The sequence below is a fragment of the Salmonella sp. SSDFZ54 genome (genome assembly GCF_004010735.1).
Classification (GTDB): domain Bacteria; phylum Pseudomonadota; class Gammaproteobacteria; order Enterobacterales; family Enterobacteriaceae; genus Salmonella; species Salmonella enterica.
Window position 1 is genome coordinate 4,244,237 of sequence record NZ_CP034819.1, and the last position, 15,352, is coordinate 4,259,588.

Genomic DNA, 15,352 nt, shown 5'->3' on the forward strand with positions numbered 1-15,352 from the left:
GCAAAAAAGAGGGACACGCATAATCGTGAGCGCATCCTGTAGTTATCCTTTTATTTTAGCAAAGCCCTTCAAGCCCCATTTTCGCTTTTGTGTCCCTGGCGGGAGGAGAATGGCGATTTCTTGCCGAAAAGACGTAAAAAATTGCCAATAAATGTTAATGAAGCGCATAAATGCGCGCTTTGCCTCTCGACGCGTCAGTTTCTGCTGCCTATTATTTAGGGCGGTGTCGTTTGGATGAATAAACAGAGGGGAGAGAAATGCGCGCAGCGTTTTGGGTGGGATGTGCCGCGTTATTATTGTCGGCTTGCAGTAGCGAGCCTGTTCAGCAGGCAACTGCGGCGCATGTTTCGCCAGGGATGAAAGCGGCGATGTCCAGCGCCGGCGAAGCGAATTGCGCTATGATTGGCGGTTCGCTTTCAGCGGCCCGGCAGCTTGATGGTTCAGTAATTGGTATGTGCGCGCTACCCAACGGCAAACGTTGTAGCGAACAGTCGCTTGCTGCCGGAAATTGCGGGAGTTATTAAGCGCGGCGTTTCGCCTGACGCGTATAACTTTTCACTTAATGGCTTAGTGCGCTAAATCCGCCAGTTTATACATTAGCGTTGTTTCTGCCGTCGCCAGCGTTAATTGGTTCGCGGTTAAATCGACCTGCGCGCCTTTGCTGAAGAGCTCGCTGAGGGTGCCGTCCAGCGCATTAAGCTGCGGATCGGCGCACATCATTCGGGTCATCGCTAAATTTTTCACTTTTAATTCGCCGTCCGACAGTTTTCCTTCGCCGGTGAATTGATTGCACATTTTGCCGGATACCGTCATGTCCTCGCCAAAGCTGAGCTCCGGGCCGGTGACCGTTTTACCGTTTACGCTTTCCAGAACAAAGCGGTGGTGCTCCAGTTGCTCGCGTTTGACGGACACTTTTCCACTGCTCACGCACCCTGTGATTATGATGCTCAGGGCGACCAGCGTGACGATTTTCTTCATTGATATTCTCTGTAATCTGATAGTTAACACTGACTATAGTAATGATATGACCGGATAGATCTTCAGGGGTTATCCGAAAATGCTCCCCTGAGCGCAGGGGAGCGACAGGATTAGAACAGCGCGTTCGGGCAGGCTTCGCCCTTCTCAAGCTGGCTTAAGTTTTGTAACGTGGTTTCAGAGATGCTGATCAGCGCTTCTGCGGTCAGGAATGCCTGGTGCCCCGTAAACAGTACGTTATGGCAGGCCGACAGACGGCGGAAAACATCATCCTGGATAACATCGTTTGACTTATCTTCAAAGAACAGGTCGCGTTCGTTTTCATACACATCCATCCCCAGCGAGCCGATTTTCTGATTCTTCAGAGCTTCGATAGCCGCCTGGGAATCAATCAGCGCGCCACGACTGGTATTAATGACCATAACGCCATTTTTCATTTGGTCGAATGCCGCATGGTTCAGTAAATGGTAGTTTTCCGGCGTGAGCGGGCAGTGCAGAGAAATGACATCCGATTCGGCAAACAACGTTTGCAGATCCACATACTCGACGCCGAGGTCAAGCGCGGCGGTGCTGGGATAGGGATCAAACGCCAGTAAACGCATTCCGAAGCCTTTCAGGATACGCAGCGCGGCGACGCCGATTTTACCGGTACCAATGACGCCAGCGGTTTTTCCGTGCATGGTAAAGCCGGTCAGTCCCTCAAGGGAAAAGTTAGCGTCGCGGGTGCGTTGATAAGCGCGGTGAATACGGCGGTTCAATGTCATCATCATGCCAATCGCATGTTCAGCGACGGCTTCCGGAGAATAAGCCGGTACGCGCACCACCTGCAAACCGAGCTCTTTAGCGGCATCCAGGTCGACATTATTAAATCCGGCGCAACGCAGCGCGATGTATTTCACGCCATGTTTTTTCAGCTCTTCCAGTACCGGTCGGCTCCCGTCGTCATTCACGAAGATACAAACTGCTTCACATCCATTGGCGGTTTTCGCCGTTTTCTCGGTCAGCAGAAAATCAAAAAACTCCAGTTCGAAACCGAACGCTTCGTTCACTTGCTGTAGATATTTCTTGTCATACTGTTTGGTACTATAGACGGCGAGTTTCATATGACCTTCTCCAGTGATGTTTGAATCACACAAATATGCATAAAATTATCTTACAAAAAATCAAAAATAATTGATAGTCATACATATAATGAATAATTTTAGGTTATCATTCTCCACAACGCCTCAAATAGCCGGAGGGCGCCCCTGCAACATGAACTATTAGGCTATGTACGGGCAATCATGCCAAAATAAAGAGATAGCCGACTGAATTTTTCGTTAAATCAGGAAATTAATGGCCCATGAAGGGTAAATATAAAGCCGCCCTTGCGCTACTGTTACTGCTGATTCTTGTCCCTCTGACGCTACTGATGACCCTCGGGCTGTGGGTTCCCACTCTGGCGGGAATTTGGCTACCCGTCGGTACCCGTATCGCTCTGGAACAAAGTCCACGCCTGACACGTCATGGGTTAGTGATTCCCGATCTTCGCTATCTGGTCAATGATTGTTCGTTAGCGCATATTACCCAGGCGGAACTGACGCATCCCAGCCGTTGGTTGCTGAATATTAAAAGCCTCAAACTGGATGCCGCGTGCCTGGCGAAACTGCCCGCTACGGAAGCTTCTCCCGCCGCGCCGCGTACGCTGGCGCAGTGGCAGTCAATGCTGCCCAATACCTGGATTAACATCGATAATGTTATTCTCGCGCCCTGGCCGGAATGGCAGGGCAAGCTGGCGATCTCCATGACGCCGATCATTCAGCAGATACGTTATCAGGGCGAAAAAGTAAAATTTCAAGGGCAGCTACGCGGTCAGGCATTGACGGTGAGCCAACTGGAGATCGCCGCGCTGGCCAACCAGCCTCCCGTTAGCCTGGTGGGGGAATTTGTGTTGCCGCTGGTACCGGATGGCCTGCCGGTCAGCGGTCATGCGGCAGCGACCTTGCGTCTGCCGCAGGAACCGTCGCTGATGGATGCGGAACTGGAGTGGCGTGATAATGCCGGACAGCTCATCGTGATGGCGCGAGGTAATCCTGATCCGATTCTCGATCTCCCCTGGGCGGTAACGCGTCAGCGGCTTACCATCAGCGATGGCCGCTGGAACTGGCCATATCAGGGATTCCCCTTGAGCGGACGTCTGGCTTTTAATATCGATAACTGGCAAGCCGGGCCGGATAATGCGCGAGTCAGCGGACGCCTGAATATTCTGACCCAGGGCGATGCCGGTAAAGCGAACGCTGTACTGACTATCGGCCCGGGAAAACTCAGCATGGATAGCAGTGAGATGCCTCTACAGCTTACCGGCGAGGCTAAACAGAAGGATTTAATCTTTTATGCCGTATTGCCCGCTATGTTCCGCGGCAGTCTGGCCGATCCGCAGCTCACCTTTGCACCTGGCGCATTGCTACGCTCGCGCGGACGGGTGATTGATGCGTTAGATATTGATGAAATTCGTTGGCCGCTGGCGGGCGTTAAGGTGACGCCGCGCGGCGTTGATGGTCGATTACAGGCTATTTTACGGGCGCACGAAAATGAGATGGGCGATTTCGTTCTTCATCTTGATGGCCTGGCGAATGATTTTCTCCCTGATGCTGGTCGCTGGCGGTGGCGCTATTGGGGGCAAGGAAGCTTTACGCCAATGCGCGCCCGCTGGGATATTGCCGGACAGGGCGAATGGCATGATAACACCATCAGGTTGACCAGTTTGTCCACCGGTTTTGATCAGTTGCACTATGGCGCAATGACCGTCACATCGCCAAGACTGGCGCTGAATAAACCTATTGTCTGGGTTCGCGACGCCACAACGCCGTCGCTACAGGGCGCGCTGTCTCTGGAGGCGGGAAAAACCGTATTTACCAGCGGGAGCGTGCTGCCGCCTTCTACCATTAATTTTAGCGTTGAAGGGCGCGAGCCAACCCTGTTCCAGTTTAAAGGCGACCTTCGGGCGGGGGCGATAGGGCCGGTACGGCTGAATGGGCGCTGGGATGGCGAACGCCTTCGCGGACAGGCCTGGTGGCCGAAGCAGTCGCTTATCGTTTTTCAGCCGTTGCTTCCACCGGACTGGAAAATGACGCTGCGCGAAGGCTCACTGTATGCGCAGGTGGCTTTTTCCGCCGCACAGGGGCAGGGGTTTGAAGCAGGTGGACACGGCGTGTTAAAAGGCGGTAGCGCCTGGATGCCGGATAACAAAATCAACGGCGTCGATTTCATTCTGCCATTTCGCTTCCACAACGGCGCGTGGCAATTGGGGACGCGCGGGCCTGTCTCGCTGCGTATTGCCGGGATAGTTAACCAGGTCACGGCGAAAAATATCACCGCTGATTTACAGGGCGGTTATCCCTGGAGCGAGTCGAATCCATTACTGCTAAGCGATGTCAGCGTAGACGTGCTGGGCGGTCAAATCATTATGAAACAGTTGCGAATGCCGCAGCACGACCCGGCGCTTTTGCGGGTGCAAAATATTTCATCCAGCGAATTGATTAGCGCCATAAATCCAAAGCAATTCGCCATGTCTGGTCCGGTCAGCGGCGCGCTGCCGCTGTGGCTGAACAATGAAAAATGGATAATCAAAGATGGCTGGCTTACGAATCCCGGGCCAATGACGTTGCGCATCGATAAAGATACTGCGGATGCGGTGGTGAAGGATAATGTCACGGCAGGCTCGGCGATCAACTGGCTACGTTATATGGAGATTACGCATTCGTGGACGAAAATTAACGTTGATAACCTGGGCGTACTAACGATGCAGGCGGCTATTACCGGCAAAAGCCGGGTAGATGGTAAAACCGCGATCGTTAACTTGAACTATACCCATGAAGAAAATGTGTTTACGCTGTGGCGCAGTTTGCGTTTTGGCGACAATTTACAGGCATGGCTTGAACAAAATACAGCGTTGCCGCAACCTCCTTGCCGGAAAGACAAGGACTGTGAGGATAAATAATGAAAATGAGTATTGCCATGCTGTCAGCGCTTGCGTCATTTATCGTGGTGGGCTGCACGCCACGTATTGAAGTCGCCGCGCCGGAACAGCCGATTACCATCAACATGAATGTAAAGATCGAGCATGAAATACATATCAAAGTCGATAAAGATGTTGAAGAACTCCTGAAATCACGCAGCGATCTATTCTGAGGCCATAATGAAAAAGTATTTAATGCTATGGGTGCTGACGCTGAGCTTGCTCACACCTTCTGTGTGGGCCTTAACCCTGGACGAAGCGCGCACGCAGGGCCGGGTCGGGGAAACGCTGAATGGCTATCTGGTGGCCTTAAAGAATGATGCCGAAACCCAGAAACTGGTGCTTGATATTAATCATGCCCGCCGCGCCAGTTATCAGCAGTTAGCGGATAGCAATCATCTTCCCGTGGACGAGGTGGCGAAGATGGCAGGGCAAAAACTGGTTGAGCGCGCCAGGCCGGGAGAATATGTCCAGGGAATTAATGGCAAATGGATGCGTAAATAACCGCTTCCCGACAATTTTTTTACCGCAGAATGCATTTTTATATGGGTAATTTTTGAATACGAAGGTCGTATTTACATTAGGCGAACCGGAAGGCTATTTCTATACTGTTGGCTGGTATCACTATTCGCGAGAGTAACCAGGTATGACGTCTGAAAAGTTATCTGCTGCCTGCCATTGTGGCAGCGTCGTGTTTACCGTTCAACTTAGCGATGGCTTTCATACCGCCAGGCGCTGCAACTGTTCGTTTTGCCGGATGCGCGGAGCGGTGGCAGTGTCTGCGCCGCTGTCGGGTATTAAAGTGCTAAAAGGGCAGGATAAGCTTACCGAATATCGCTTCAATACGGGCAAGGCGGTGCATTTTTTCTGTTCGGTATGCGGGATATATACTTTTCATCAGCGCCGATCCAATCCCGATCAATATGGGGTCAATGTGGCGTGCATCGAAAATGTGTCGCCTTTTGATTTCGCCTGCGTTGAAGTCAATGATGGGGTAACGCATCCCAGCGATGGCGGCAGTAGCGGCGTGGTAGGATATTTGCGCTACGAACCGAAGAAGTCACCTCCCGTCGAAACGGGAGGCAAAAATATTTAAGCGGCCACGACGCTGTCAATCGCGGCTTTTGCATCAGCCTGAGCTTTAGCCGCCACTTCCGGCCCGTAGGCGATGCCTTCGGCAAAGACAAAATTCACGTCGGTAATACCGATAAAACCAAGGAACACTTTCAGGTAAGGCGCAATCAAATCCGTCGGGGTGTCTTTATGGATACCGCCGCGACTGGAGAGAACCACCGCGCGTTTACCGGTTACCAGACCTTCCGGGCCTTTTTCGGTATAGCGGAAAGTGATACCGGCGCGGGCAATCAGATCAAAGTAGTTTTTCAGCTGCGTCGGGATATTGAAATTGTACATCGGCGCCGCAATAACGATGACGTCGTGGGCTTTCAGTTCAGCAATGAGTTCATCAGACAGCGCCAGAGCGTCCTGCTGACGTGGCGTTAAAGGCGCATCGCCCGGACGCATCGCGCCCACCAGCTCGCCATCCAGCACCGGAACAGGGTTGGCCGCCAGATCGCGGACAGTAATTTCATCTGCGACGTGTTTTTCGCGCCATTGTTCAATAAAATAGTCAGTCAACTGACCAGACTGAGAGTACCCTGCCAGAATACTGGATTTAAGAACTAATACCTTGCTCATGGGTGTTTCCTTTTATGTGTTTGAAGGGGCGTGCCCCGTTGCTTGTTGACACTTTATTCACAAATATGTCGCAGGGATAGCGCAATATATCGAACCCTTTGTTCGAAATTATTGAACAACACAAAAAAAGCCCCAATGTGGTACTCTATACCTATCATTTAAAACGATTTTAAACAGGCAGAATGCTGCCCAAGAGCTTTATGACTGAACAATCTATGTTGACGCTTCAGGTGTTACAGCAGCGGCTGGATGCACTGATGCTGCGCGACAAACAGCGCTTTGCGCGCCGCCTGCATGGCGTAAAGAAAGTAAAAAATCCTGATGCGCAACAGGCCATTTTCCAGACGATGGCGAAAGAAATTGAACAGGCTGCGGCGCAGGTCGCCCTCCGCGAAGCGGCGCGCCCCTCAATCACTTATCCGCAAAATCTGCCTGTTAGCCAGAAGAAACAGGACATTCTGGAAGCGATCCGCGATCATCAGGTGGTGATCGTAGCAGGGGAAACCGGTTCCGGTAAAACCACCCAGTTGCCGAAAATTTGTATGGAACTGGGACGCGGAATTAAAGGACTTATTGGACATACTCAGCCGCGTCGCCTGGCGGCGCGCACCGTCGCTAACCGTATTGCCGAAGAGTTGCAAACGGAGCTTGGCGGCTGCATCGGCTATAAAGTTCGTTTCAGCGATCATGTCAGTAGCAACACCATGGTCAAACTGATGACGGACGGTATCCTGCTGGCGGAAATCCAGCAGGACAGGCTATTGATGCAGTATGACACCATCATTATTGATGAAGCGCATGAACGCAGCCTGAATATTGACTTCTTGCTCGGCTATCTGAAAGAGCTTCTGCCGCGTCGCCCCGATCTGAAAGTGATTATTACCTCTGCGACCATCGACCCGGAACGCTTCTCGCGCCACTTTAATAACGCGCCGATTATTGAAGTCTCTGGCCGAACGTATCCCGTAGAAGTTCGTTATCGCCCCATTGTGGAAGAGGCTGACGACACTGAACGCGATCAGCTACAGGCAATTTTCGACGCTGTCGATGAACTGGGGCGTGAAAGTCCCGGCGATATTCTGATTTTTATGAGCGGAGAGCGGGAAATCCGCGATACCGCCGACGCCCTGAACAAGCTGAACTTACGGCATACCGAAGTGTTGCCGCTGTATGCACGCTTGTCGAACAGCGAACAGAACCGCGTTTTCCAGTCGCACAGCGGACGCCGTATCGTGCTGGCGACTAACGTGGCGGAAACGTCGCTAACGGTGCCGGGTATCAAGTATGTGATCGATCCTGGCACTGCGCGCATCAGCCGCTACAGCTACCGCACTAAAGTGCAGCGCCTGCCGATTGAACCGATCTCACAGGCTTCCGCCAACCAGCGTAAAGGGCGTTGCGGACGCGTATCGGAAGGGATCTGCATTCGTCTGTATTCGGAAGATGACTTTTTGTCACGTCCGGAATTTACCGACCCGGAAATTCTACGTACCAACCTGGCGTCGGTTATTTTGCAGATGACCGCCCTGGGGCTGGGTGACATCGCCTCCTTCCCGTTTGTCGAAGCACCGGATAAGCGCAATATTCAGGATGGCGTACGTTTGTTGGAAGAGCTGGGGGCGATTACCGCCGACGAACAGCAAACGGCATATAAGCTGACGCCGCTGGGCCGACAATTATCTCAGCTGCCGGTCGACCCGCGCCTGGCGCGTATGGTTCTGGAAGCGCAAAAACATGGCTGTGTGCGCGAAGCGATGATCATTACTTCCGCACTCTCTATTCAGGATCCGCGCGAGCGCCCAGTGGATAAGCAGCAGGCTTCCGATGAGAAACACCGGCGTTTCCATGATAAGGAATCCGATTTTCTGGCGTTTGTTAACCTGTGGAATTACCTCGGCGAGCAACAAAAGGCCCTGTCGTCGAATCAATTCCGCCGTCTGTGTCGCACCGACTATCTGAACTATTTACGCGTGCGTGAGTGGCAGGATATCTATACCCAACTGCGTCAGGTGGTAAAAGAACTGGGGATTCCGGTAAACAGCGAACCCGCAGAATACCGGGAAATTCACGTTGCGTTGTTAACGGGGCTGTTGTCGCATATCGGGATGAAAGATGCCGATAAACAAGAGTACACCGGCGCGCGTAACGCCCGATTCTCTATTTTCCCCGGATCCGGTTTATTCAAAAAACCGCCGAAATGGACAATGGTCGCCGAGCTGGTGGAAACCAGCCGTTTGTGGGGGCGCATCGCTGCCCGCATTGAGCCAGAATGGGTGGAACCGGTAGCCCAGCACCTGATTAAACGTTCATATAGCGAACCGCACTGGGAGCGGGCGCAAGGCGCGGTGATGGCGACGGAAAAGGTTACTGTCTACGGTCTGCCGATTGTCGCCGCACGCAAGGTGAATTACAGCCAGATTGACCCGGCGTTGTGTCGCGAGTTGTTTATCCGCCATGCGCTGGTGGAGGGGGACTGGCAAACCCGTCACGCCTTCTTCCGTGAGAATCTAAAATTGCGTGCGGAAGTCGAGGAACTTGAGCACAAATCTCGCCGCCGCGATATCCTGGTGGATGACGATACCCTGTTTGAGTTTTATGACCAGCGTATTAGCCATGACGTTATTTCCGCCCGCCACTTTGATAGTTGGTGGAAAAAAATCAGCCGCGAGACGCCGGATCTGCTCAACTTTGAAAAAAGTATGCTGATTAAAGAAGGCGCGGAAAAAATCAGCAAACTGGATTACCCGAATTTCTGGCACCAGGGCAATCTCAAGCTGCGTTTGAGCTATCAGTTTGAACCGGGCGCGGATGCTGACGGCGTGACCGTCCATATTCCGTTGCCGCTACTTAACCAGGTTGACGAGAGCGGTTTTGAATGGCAGATCCCAGGGCTGCGCCGTGAATTAGTTATTGCGCTGATTAAATCGTTGCCAAAACCGGTACGTCGCAACTTTGTTCCGGCGCCAAACTATGCTGAAGCTTTTTTAGGTCGCGTAACGCCGCTGGAGCTGCCGCTGCTGGACGCTCTGGAGCGTGAACTGCGCCGGATGACCGGCGTCACGGTCGACCGGGAAGACTGGCATTGGGATCAGGTGCCCGAGCATCTGAAAATCACGTTTCGCGTGGTGAATGACAAAAACAAGAAACTGCAGGAAGGGCGTTCGCTCGCCGAGCTTAAAAATGCGCTGAAAGGCAAAGTGCAGGAGACGCTCTCGGCGGTGGCGGATGACGGCATTGAGCAGAGCGGGCTGCATATCTGGAGTTTCGGCGAGCTGCCGGAAAGCTACGAACAGAAACGCGGTAATTATAAAGTGAAGGCGTGGCCGGCGTTAGTGGATGAGCGTGACAGCGTCGCTATCAAATTGTTTGATAATCCGCTGGAACAACAACAGGCGATGTGGTGCGGTTTACGCCGTCTGCTGTTGCTCAATATTCCTTCACCGATTAAGTATCTGCATGAGAAATTGCCGAATAAAGCCAAGCTGGGGCTGTACTTTAACCCGTACGGCAAAGTACTGGAATTGATTGATGACTGTATTGCCTGCGGGGTAGATAAACTGATAGATGCCAACGGCGGGCCGGTGTGGAGCGAAGCAGGTTTCACCGCGCTGCACGAAAAGGTACGCGCCGAGCTGAATGATACTGTGGTGGATATCGCGAAGCAGGTTGAGCGCATCCTGACGACCGTATTCAATATCAATAAGCGTCTGAAAGGGCGGGTGGATATGAGCATGGCGTTGGGGCTTTCCGATATCAAGGCGCAGATGAGCGGTCTGGTATACCGTGGTTTTGTGACTGGCAACGGCTTTAAACGTCTCGGCGATACGCTGCGTTATCTGCAGGCAATTGAAAAGCGGCTGGAGAAACTGGCTGTCGATCCGCACCGCGATCGGGCGCAAATGCTGAAAGTCGAAAGCGTCCAGCAGGCGTGGCAACAATGGATAAATAAATTGCCTCCAGCGCGTCGCGAAGATGATGATGTTAAAGAGATCCGTTGGATGATTGAAGAACTGCGTGTCAGTTATTTCGCCCAACAGCTCGGTACGCCTTATCCTATTTCCGATAAGCGTATTTTACAGGCCATGGATCAGATTACGGCCTAAAAAGCCAGGCGACGATGTCTTTCAAAGAGATCCGGTACAAGTTCGGAACAAAAAGGAGGAATTATGAATACAACGCCATTTCCGGCGCTCTCTGCGGAAACATTGCTGGCGGTGAATACCGTCGGACAGTGGCTGGCGCAAAATGATTTTTCCGGCGAACAACCTTATTCGTCGGATTGCGTCGTCCTGGCGGGCAATGCGGTGATCCCCACTATCGACGCGGCCTGTCGCATCGCCAAAGCGCAAGGCGTTCCTTTACTGATTAGCGGCGGTATAGGTCATTCAACGCCGTTTTTGTACGCCGTGATTGCCCGGCATCCGCGCTACCATACTATTCGCACAACCGGACGCGCTGAAGCCGCTATCCTCGCGGATATCGCGAACCAGTTCTGGCATATTCCGGCTGAGAAAATTTGGCTGGAAGATCGGTCAACTAATTGCGGCGAAAATGCCCGTTTCTCCTGCGCACTGATCCGTCAGGCGAAAGAAAACATTAACACGGCTATCGTTGTGCAAGACCCCACCATGCAGCGGCGCACTATCGCGGCGTTTCGGCGCGTGACAAACGACGACACCGATGCGCCGCGCTGGCTGAGTTTTCCTGGTTTTGTTCCGGTACTGCGCCACCTTAACGGAGGTACACGTTTTGCCAACGTTGAAGAGGGCATCTGGACGGTGGAGCGTTATCTGTCTCTGATTGCCGGCGAGCTGCCACGTTTGCGTGACGATGAAACAGGGTATGGACCGCGTGGTAAAGATTTTATCATTCACGTTGATATCCCACGCGATATTGAAAAGGCATGGCAGGTATTGCAGGCAGATACGACGCTGCGCAGTGCGTTAGAACAGAGAGCTTTACGCTAAAAATCGCCCGTTTGCGAGGGTGAACGGGCAAGTGCGACCACCATTTCATAAATTTGATGAATTATTTATAAAAGCTGGTTATGTTGTCGCTTTACGGTTTTCATTCAGGACGCGCTATGGGCAATAAGTATTCCGGCCTGCAAATTGGTATTCACTGGTTAGTCTTTTTTCTGGTTATTGTGGCTTACGCCGCGATGGAGCTACGCGGTTTTGCGCCGCGTAGTTATCGGCCCTGGTTTAATATGACGCATGTTTCATGTGGCATCACTATTTTGCTTTTAATGGTGGCGCGCTTGATTATTCGGCTGAAATATCCCACGCCGCCCATTGTTCCTCGTCCAAAACCGATGATGACCGGAATGGCGCATTTGGGACATCTGGTGATTTACCTGTTATTTATCGCGCTGCCTGTTATTGGTCTGGTCATGATGTATAACCGCGGCAATCCCTGGGTCGCATTTGGCATTACTATGCCGCATGCCGCCGAAGCTAACTTTGAACGTGTAGATATGCTGAAATCCTGGCACGTCACGCTGGCGAATCTGGGCTATTTTGTTATTGGACTTCATGCCATCGCTGCTTTGATGCATCACTATTTCTGGAAAGACAATACGCTGTTACGGATGATGCCGCGTAAGCGTAACTGACCGTCCTGTATGACGTTTGCTACAGGCGGGGTTAACTGCTTCAGGCAAACAAGGCATCTATCAGAGGGGATGGCGTATTCCATACAGAAAACGCCTGCGTCTAACCAGGACCCGTGACGCAGGCGAAGGAGGACGGGTCTACATCGGAAGCGGGTATTATACTTATTTGTATGACAAATAAAATAAGCAATTGCTATTCCGTAATCCAATGTTTAATCAACGGGTTAAACCCACATGATCGCGCTGCCGACCGCTCGGAACTGCCTGTACTTACGATGAGCGTGGCGTAGTGGCGGAAAATAGCGCAACGGCGCCATGTTGCTCCAAAGTCACCTTAGCGAAATGTTCGTCCAACACGCTGCGTAACGTATCGGCTGAATCATTGGTATTACTGAATATTCCTTTCTTGTTATAAACAGCCATTAATTTCTTACCAAAAGCATTGTGAGGAACCTCTTTGCCCAGAATCGTGGCGCCAAAAAGTGTGCCGCCGGGTTTAAGCGCCATACCGGCATTTTTAATTGCCTTCGCTTTTGTTGTCATCTCACCGGGTAAGCAGTGCAGAAGATAGTACATCGAAACGGAATCGAAGCGCCCGTGCCAGTCCGCCGGGAACGTGTCGAAAACATCGTGTTGTAGTGTGGCGCGGATTTTCGTATTACCCACTCGGCTGGCGGCTATTTTCAGGCTATCCGGATTTAAATCCATCAGCGAAATGGCATGAGTCGCAGGTGCATGTTTCAGGTAATAACCTGTACCTACGCCAATATCCAGGTGAGTCTCGCCCATGTGATGCAGGAAGAAAGGAAGTAGTCGCGTATCAGTAGGACACTTCCAGGCATATTTGTTTGAGATATTGAGTACCCACCAGTCATATAAGCTAAGCGTGAATGGGTTATAGACTTTTGCGCCTGATTGTTGTGTATGCTTCATTGTTCTCTCACTAAATAATTTCGCGCTGGAATTAAAACAACGAAGCAATCGTTAGGCAAGCATTAATCAGGTGAGTGAGTAATTTAATGCGACGAATAAAGGCGATATTATGAATTAAGCGGTTATCTTAAAGAAGATAGAGGATAATAATAGCTGATAAATGAATTGGACAGTCATATTGTTATAAGTTGATAATTAATAATCGTTAATATAAATATATTAAGCCTTATGATAATAGCAATGCAATTAAATGCATGAGGAACAATATTTATTCATACACATAAAGCGATTATTGCACATTAATTGATATTTTAAATGTTACGCTGAGATAGCCATCTTTATTTAATATCACCTACCTGGAGGCGATATGATTGAGGTTTTTGAAGCGTTTGGCTGGACCTTACTTTTAGGCGGTCTGGCAGTGGCAGTACTGTTTATCACTGCACTGGATAGAAAACGGTAATCATTGCATTTGACGCGCCTGTTGAGTTGGTATTACAAATAATTGTACCTGAAATCTACCACTTCTGAATTTTGCGATATTTTGCCATTCTGACGGCAAGGGGTAATCCTGACTAAAGTTACCGCCGCTTACCAACCAGACACGATGGTAACTTTTTGAAAGCGTTGTCAGAGTATCAATATATGTCTGATCGGCTTGCGCATAAAACAGTGAACCAAAGCCATAGGCATTCGGTCTGCCTGATGTTCCGTGTGCGTTAGGCGGTGTATAAAGAAACGTACGATAATCTCGCTTATTATAATACACATAACTTAAATAATCGAACATTTTACTGACTACCACGGCATCATTAGGCTGGTGACGGGTATTAATATAGTTTACCAGTGGTTTAAACTCGTCTATGTGCTCAGGGTTATTATGATAGAAACCATAGCCGAATAATAAGGTGAATAAGATAAAACAGAAGCCACAAACCGCTTTTTTTGCGCGGGTAAGTAATACCGCGAGCAGGGGGGGAATGCTCAGCGATGAGAAGAAAAAATAACGATCGATAAATAACGGCATCCACCAGGAAATGATAAAGACCAGTATTACAGGGATGACCAGATTACAAAATAATATCAGCTGATATCTTTCATATTCTCCGTTGCATAAAGATATTCGCCCCACAGTACCGATAAAACCTCCCACAGCCAGCCACAGAATGAACGACGGAAAACCCTGTCCGTTGTTTCCGGTAAAAAAATGCCAGTACATCGCAGGCAGATCACGCCAGGTTACAGGGGGAATCCAACCGATATCATTACCGGCTCTCAACTGCGCCAGATGAGTCAGTAAATTAAACAATACGGGCAACCAGGGGAGATAAGCGACAGCAATCGCCAGGTTAGCAAACCACCAGCCAGGAAGTTTAAGGTAGCAGACCGTTTTATGGCTTTGGCAGGATAATATTGTTACTGCGATCCAGTGGGCAATAAGTGCAAATAGGGTGAAATAATGGGTGTAAAAGCTGAACGTCATAAGTAAAGCATACGCGACAAGATAGCGATTATGGGTGGGTGTTTTTATCCACATCATCAATGCTAACGCGGCAGCGAGCGTTAGCATTCCCATTAACGCGTACATGCGCGTTTCTTGACTGTAATGAACTGCCATCGGCATCAGGGCGGCGAACCATCCCGCCAATAAGGCTGTACGTTCATTTGCCAGCCATCGCGTAAGTGCGATAACCAGCACAACTGTCAGGATCCCAAAGAGTAGACTGAGAGAGCGTACCGCTGCAATGCTATCACCCCATAATATCATCCAGTCATGCAGTAACAGATAATAAAGCGGGGGATGCACGTCAAAAGCGGCATGGAATAGCAGATTATCTACGCTATGTCGACTAATCAGCACGCTGGACGCTTCGTCACACCAAAGGTAGCGGTCAGTTAAAAACAGCAACCGTATAAGGACGGAGAATATGACAATGAGACAAATATGATATTTATACTTTATTTTTCTTAACCCATCTCCGGGCTGCCATATTGATAGTTGTGGTAGCGCCATAATATCCTCAATGGAGTAAGACTTAGACCAGAATGGACACCTAACGCAATAATGAAGGTTAAAATCTTAACCAACACTAAATAAAAATAACTTTGATAATGTCAGCGATGAATTAATCAGA

14 protein-coding genes are annotated in these 15,352 nt (G+C 50.5%); 8 read left to right on the forward strand and 6 right to left on the reverse strand.

Translation table 11 applies throughout. The annotated features are described in order from the left end of the window. Nucleotides 1-42 precede the first annotated feature (42 nt). Nucleotides 43-354, reverse strand: a complete 312-nt coding sequence (locus EOS97_RS21080; protein WP_031606601.1) for a hypothetical protein — start codon at nucleotides 352-354, stop codon at nucleotides 43-45. Here EOS97_RS21080 and EOS97_RS21085 point away from each other — a divergent pair. Further along, complete coding sequence (locus tag EOS97_RS21085; RefSeq protein WP_001200679.1) at nucleotides 258-524, forward strand: DUF333 domain-containing protein; 267 nt, start codon at nucleotides 258-260, stop codon at nucleotides 522-524. The two genes, EOS97_RS21080 and EOS97_RS21085, sit on opposite strands and share 97 nt — an antisense overlap. Before the next feature lie 43 nt (nucleotides 525-567). On the opposite strand, the gene hslJ is transcribed toward EOS97_RS21085, so the two are convergent. Then, the gene (gene hslJ, locus EOS97_RS21090; protein WP_000725238.1) at nucleotides 568-978 is read right to left on the reverse strand and encodes a heat shock protein HslJ; all 411 of its coding nucleotides are present in this window, start codon (nucleotides 976-978) and stop codon (nucleotides 568-570) included. A 110-nt stretch (nucleotides 979-1,088) separates the two neighbouring features. Continuing rightward, nucleotides 1,089-2,078: a D-lactate dehydrogenase gene (gene ldhA / locus EOS97_RS21095; protein WP_000762206.1), complete on the reverse strand. Its 990-nt coding sequence runs from the start codon at nucleotides 2,076-2,078 to the stop codon at nucleotides 1,089-1,091. A 239-nt stretch (nucleotides 2,079-2,317) separates the two neighbouring features. Between ldhA and EOS97_RS21100 the strand changes: the two genes are divergently transcribed. From EOS97_RS21100 to EOS97_RS21115, 4 genes are all read left to right on the forward strand, one after another. Then, complete coding sequence (locus EOS97_RS21100) at nucleotides 2,318-4,954, forward strand: YdbH family protein (RefSeq protein ID WP_000677029.1); 2,637 nt, start codon at nucleotides 2,318-2,320, stop codon at nucleotides 4,952-4,954. Continuing rightward, complete coding sequence (locus EOS97_RS21105; protein ID WP_000784063.1) at nucleotides 4,954-5,145, forward strand: YnbE family lipoprotein; 192 nt, start codon at nucleotides 4,954-4,956, stop codon at nucleotides 5,143-5,145. Before EOS97_RS21100 ends, EOS97_RS21105 begins: the two co-directional genes overlap by 1 nt. A gap of 7 nt (nucleotides 5,146-5,152) precedes the next feature. Continuing rightward, nucleotides 5,153-5,476: a YdbL family protein gene (locus EOS97_RS21110; RefSeq protein WP_000760414.1), complete on the forward strand. Its 324-nt coding sequence runs from the start codon at nucleotides 5,153-5,155 to the stop codon at nucleotides 5,474-5,476. Nucleotides 5,477-5,618: 142 nt separating this feature from the next. After that, nucleotides 5,619-6,068 carry a GFA family protein gene (locus EOS97_RS21115; RefSeq protein ID WP_001518898.1) on the forward strand — a complete coding sequence of 150 codons (450 nt, stop codon included), beginning with the start codon at nucleotides 5,619-5,621 and terminating at the stop codon, nucleotides 6,066-6,068. Here the strand turns inward: EOS97_RS21115 and azoR are convergent. Continuing rightward, complete coding sequence (azoR, locus tag EOS97_RS21120; protein ID WP_000048924.1) at nucleotides 6,065-6,670, reverse strand: FMN-dependent NADH-azoreductase; 606 nt, start codon at nucleotides 6,668-6,670, stop codon at nucleotides 6,065-6,067. The genes EOS97_RS21115 and azoR overlap by 4 nt on opposite strands. 200 nt (nucleotides 6,671-6,870) lie before the next feature. Between azoR and hrpA the strand changes: the two genes are divergently transcribed. From hrpA to cybB, 3 genes are all read left to right on the forward strand, one after another. Continuing rightward, the gene (hrpA, locus tag EOS97_RS21125) at nucleotides 6,871-10,773 is read left to right on the forward strand and encodes an ATP-dependent RNA helicase HrpA (protein WP_023221615.1); all 3,903 of its coding nucleotides are present in this window, start codon (nucleotides 6,871-6,873) and stop codon (nucleotides 10,771-10,773) included. 63 nt (nucleotides 10,774-10,836) lie between these two features. Then, the gene (locus tag EOS97_RS21130) at nucleotides 10,837-11,637 is read left to right on the forward strand and encodes a YdcF family protein (protein ID WP_001098505.1); all 801 of its coding nucleotides are present in this window, start codon (nucleotides 10,837-10,839) and stop codon (nucleotides 11,635-11,637) included. Between the two features lie 116 nt (nucleotides 11,638-11,753). Next, nucleotides 11,754-12,284 (forward strand): cytochrome b561, encoded by a 531-nt coding sequence (cybB, locus tag EOS97_RS21135; protein WP_000527278.1) that lies wholly within the window; start codon nucleotides 11,754-11,756, stop codon nucleotides 12,282-12,284. A 270-nt stretch (nucleotides 12,285-12,554) separates the two neighbouring features. On the opposite strand, the gene EOS97_RS21140 is transcribed toward cybB, so the two are convergent. Both EOS97_RS21140 and EOS97_RS21145 read right to left on the reverse strand, forming a co-directional pair. Beyond that, complete coding sequence (locus tag EOS97_RS21140; RefSeq protein ID WP_001520112.1) at nucleotides 12,555-13,217, reverse strand: class I SAM-dependent methyltransferase; 663 nt, start codon at nucleotides 13,215-13,217, stop codon at nucleotides 12,555-12,557. A gap of 463 nt (nucleotides 13,218-13,680) precedes the next feature. Beyond that, nucleotides 13,681-15,231: a glycosyltransferase family 39 protein gene (locus EOS97_RS21145; protein ID WP_001805088.1), complete on the reverse strand. Its 1,551-nt coding sequence runs from the start codon at nucleotides 15,229-15,231 to the stop codon at nucleotides 13,681-13,683. Nucleotides 15,232-15,352 lie beyond the last annotated feature (121 nt).

What these genes read in the sequence shown, in the direction of transcription:
- EOS97_RS21085 (WP_001200679.1), top strand. Translation starts at nt 258, where the DNA reads ATGCGCGCAGCGTTTTGGGTGGGATGTGCCGCGTTATTATTGTCGGCT.
- hslJ (WP_000725238.1), bottom strand. Translation starts at nt 978, where the DNA reads ATGAAGAAAATCGTCACGCTGGTCGCCCTGAGCATCATAATCACAGGG.
- ldhA (WP_000762206.1), bottom strand. Translation starts at nt 2,078, where the DNA reads ATGAAACTCGCCGTCTATAGTACCAAACAGTATGACAAGAAATATCTA.
- EOS97_RS21100 (WP_000677029.1), top strand. Translation starts at nt 2,318, where the DNA reads ATGAAGGGTAAATATAAAGCCGCCCTTGCGCTACTGTTACTGCTGATT.
- EOS97_RS21105 (WP_000784063.1), top strand. Translation starts at nt 4,954, where the DNA reads ATGAAAATGAGTATTGCCATGCTGTCAGCGCTTGCGTCATTTATCGTG.
- EOS97_RS21110 (WP_000760414.1), top strand. Translation starts at nt 5,153, where the DNA reads ATGAAAAAGTATTTAATGCTATGGGTGCTGACGCTGAGCTTGCTCACA.
- EOS97_RS21115 (WP_001518898.1), top strand. Translation starts at nt 5,619, where the DNA reads ATGACGTCTGAAAAGTTATCTGCTGCCTGCCATTGTGGCAGCGTCGTG.
- azoR (WP_000048924.1), bottom strand. Translation starts at nt 6,670, where the DNA reads ATGAGCAAGGTATTAGTTCTTAAATCCAGTATTCTGGCAGGGTACTCT.
- hrpA (WP_023221615.1), top strand. Translation starts at nt 6,871, where the DNA reads ATGACTGAACAATCTATGTTGACGCTTCAGGTGTTACAGCAGCGGCTG.
- EOS97_RS21130 (WP_001098505.1), top strand. Translation starts at nt 10,837, where the DNA reads ATGAATACAACGCCATTTCCGGCGCTCTCTGCGGAAACATTGCTGGCG.
- cybB (WP_000527278.1), top strand. Translation starts at nt 11,754, where the DNA reads ATGGGCAATAAGTATTCCGGCCTGCAAATTGGTATTCACTGGTTAGTC.
- EOS97_RS21140 (WP_001520112.1), bottom strand. Translation starts at nt 13,217, where the DNA reads ATGAAGCATACACAACAATCAGGCGCAAAAGTCTATAACCCATTCACG.
- EOS97_RS21145 (WP_001805088.1), bottom strand. Translation starts at nt 15,231, where the DNA reads ATGGCGCTACCACAACTATCAATATGGCAGCCCGGAGATGGGTTAAGA.